This is a genomic window from Candidatus Glassbacteria bacterium (assembly GCA_019456185.1).
In the GTDB taxonomy this organism is placed as follows: domain Bacteria; phylum Gemmatimonadota; class Glassbacteria; order GWA2-58-10; family GWA2-58-10; genus JAJRTS01.
The window spans coordinates 316-2,820 of record VRUH01000120.1 but is presented as its reverse complement, the minus strand read 5'-3'; the positions used below and the strand labels follow the sequence as shown (position 1 = coordinate 2,820).

The 2,505-nt window shown below is 56.2% G+C and carries 4 protein-coding genes; all 4 read left to right on the top strand.

Translation table 11 applies throughout. The features are described from left to right. Positions 1-541: 541 nt before the first annotated feature. Genes FVQ81_18265 through FVQ81_18250 form a run of 4 tightly spaced genes read left to right on the top strand, consistent with a single transcriptional unit; the run spans position 542 to position 2,161 of the window. On the top strand, positions 542-811 hold the full coding sequence (locus FVQ81_18265) for a hypothetical protein (GenBank protein MBW7998475.1): 270 nt from the start codon (positions 542-544) through the stop codon (positions 809-811). Beyond that, positions 804-1,370, top strand: coding sequence for a hypothetical protein (locus FVQ81_18260; GenBank protein MBW7998474.1), 567 nt, complete (start codon positions 804-806; stop codon positions 1,368-1,370). Before FVQ81_18265 ends, FVQ81_18260 begins: the two co-directional genes overlap by 8 nt. Positions 1,371-1,392: 22 nt before the next feature. Next, positions 1,393-1,575: a hypothetical protein gene (locus tag FVQ81_18255; GenBank protein ID MBW7998473.1), complete on the top strand. Its 183-nt coding sequence runs from the start codon at positions 1,393-1,395 to the stop codon at positions 1,573-1,575. Continuing rightward, positions 1,565-2,161 carry an ATP-binding protein gene (locus tag FVQ81_18250; GenBank protein ID MBW7998472.1) on the top strand — a complete coding sequence of 199 codons (597 nt, stop codon included), beginning with the start codon at positions 1,565-1,567 and terminating at the stop codon, positions 2,159-2,161. Before FVQ81_18255 ends, FVQ81_18250 begins: the two co-directional genes overlap by 11 nt. Positions 2,162-2,505: the final 344 nt, after the last annotated feature.

Genomic DNA, 2,505 nt, shown 5'->3' with positions numbered 1-2,505 from the left:
GTTTGAACGGTTTTCGGGCCTAAATACTGCATTGGTTACCCCTTGCTAGCGTCGAATCCGGCGCACGGAGCGATCCGTGCGCCGGACCAGCCGCCGGCCGACCAGGAGCGATCAGGCGGGAGCTTAGATGCGGCCCCGTATGAATCGCCGCTCCACTACGATGGCGGTGACGACGACTGCGATTGTGATGAGCAGCTGCAACAACGCTGGATTCATGAGTCGAACCTCTCGGCTAGGGTAGACCCGGCATCTCGCCGGCTCCGCATATTTACGGCCGAAATGGTCAACATACAAGGCCCATATCGTGCTATGTTGGCCGACCCTAACAGGGCGAAATTCAGGTACACGTTTTCGTGTAAAAGTGCAGATTACAATCATGGAAAAAACGCGAAAAGTGCAGATAGCTCCATCGCGATTGATAGATGAAAGGCGCGTGGACTGGGGGTGAGGGATGGGCAGATCACATTCCGGAAAATTGCTGACGATACGAGAGTTCGCGGGCCGGACCAACTACTCGGAGCGCCGGATCCGGACTCTCGTGATGAACGGCACGATAAAGGGAGGCCAGCTATTCAAAGGGAGCACCTGGAGGATTCCCCAGTCAGAGATCGGAAGATTTCAGGGGCGCGACGATGATAAACCCACAGAGAAAGAGCGGAAGGCAACGGTCATAAAAAAGGCTGGCGGAGAGCGCGCGTCTGCGAAATTACCGGAACCTGAGCCGGTCGAATCACAGGCGGGAAGTGAGAGTGAAAAAGCATCCTCATTCGCGCTTGGCACGGCGCTGAAAAAGAGGTTCGGAAATGAATGACGAAACCGAACCGACCGCGCCGGTTGACGGCGAGATCACGGTTACGGTTGACCACCAGGGCGATATTCCGGACGTGGAACCATCCGAGATAATGGACGGAATAAGTCCAGGAGAGGCTGCTGGACCGACGCCGCTGACACCGGAGCAGAGGCACAGAGCCTCAAAAGCTATCGTCAAGCATGCGCTGCGAACGGTGAACGTCCCAATCGTTTACGGCGTCGAATATATGACGGAAAAACGTGTCTCGCACGAGGCCGCATTTAACGATGCCGAAATCGAGACGCTGGCGGAAGCCTGGGCCCCGCTCATTTCGATTCAGAATCCCTTGACGGTGGCCGTCGTGACAACGCTCGGCGTCGTCGGTAACAAGACGGTCGCTGTTATGAGATTGAATTCCGAGCGAAAGGAATCATCGGAAGATGAATCGGAAGATCATCGCAAAGAGCAACGTATAGAAAGAGGCCCCGATGAGCCAATCACAAGCACCGTATCAGCCGAAGAGCCGGGAGGCGAAAGCTATTCAGGAGATGGTATCGCAAATATCCTCCCTACCGAGTGAGGTTTTCGAGGGCGACTACGCGATGATTCAGACGCTGATTCCGATGCTCGCGGGCTTTGGGGATTTGATCGCGGAGGATGTTGACAACTCGGCAGATGCCCGAAACTGGATGCGCGACGCCGTGGCCAAGGTTGTGGAGATTTTGAACGATCCTGAGCCGGCGGCCGCTGAGCATCGATACGGGGATTACGGCCTTGGGCGTTGAGGTCAAAACGTCGAACCGGATCACGATCTGCGGCATGACCGGAACGGGAAAAACGGTCTTCGCAAAGAGCCTGATGATGACGATGAGCAGCGAAACAAATCCGGTCGGCGTGCTCGATCCCCTGGACCAGTTCGCCGACATCGAAGAAGAAGGCGTCCTGGAGCGAGTGGTGCCGCCCCCGAATCAGGAAGGCGCGATGTTTGATGCGATGGCAGATCGGGCGATGAAGCGCGGCAATATGAGCCTATTCGGCGAAGAGGCGGAGATGTACGTCCCGGAGCGTGGGAAAGTCGGCGACCCCGCGATGCGGGCGATCCTGCGGGGCCGGAATCGCGGCGTCGGGATCACTCTGATAACGCGTCGAATCGCGATGCTCAGTAAAAACTTTTTCAGCCTGAGCGATCACGTCTTCATATTCCGGCATTTCAGCCCGAATGACATCAGCTATTTGGCTGACTTCGTGGGTCCGGAGACGGCGCGGCGGTTCATGGATCTACCCGACTACTATTTCGCGCACTTCGCCAACGGGAAAACCGACTTCCTGAAACCGATCAAAATCCCAACGGTCCCGAGCGCAAGGAGTTGATTAGTTATGGCCCACAAAAAGATGACCCGTAAGAAGGCTGCCAGTGCCGCTGCTAGAGTCCTTCGCAACCCTAGGTCAACCAAAAAACAGAAGTCTGCCGCGGCTTCCGCTCTCAGCCAGCGGAAGAGTAAAAAGCTCGGTCACTAAAAACGCCGAGCACCCGGCATTTTCGGCTTACGAAAACCGTGCCGATCGATTACGAAATCCGTGCGTTTTGCAGCTGCTCATCCGCCGGAATCCGTAATCTGGACGTCCGGATCCGGATCCCCGTATTGCGGGAAGCGTCACACTATAAAACTTATGTAAAGCTGGGGCCGGATTCACTGCGGGTTGAGGGACCTCGA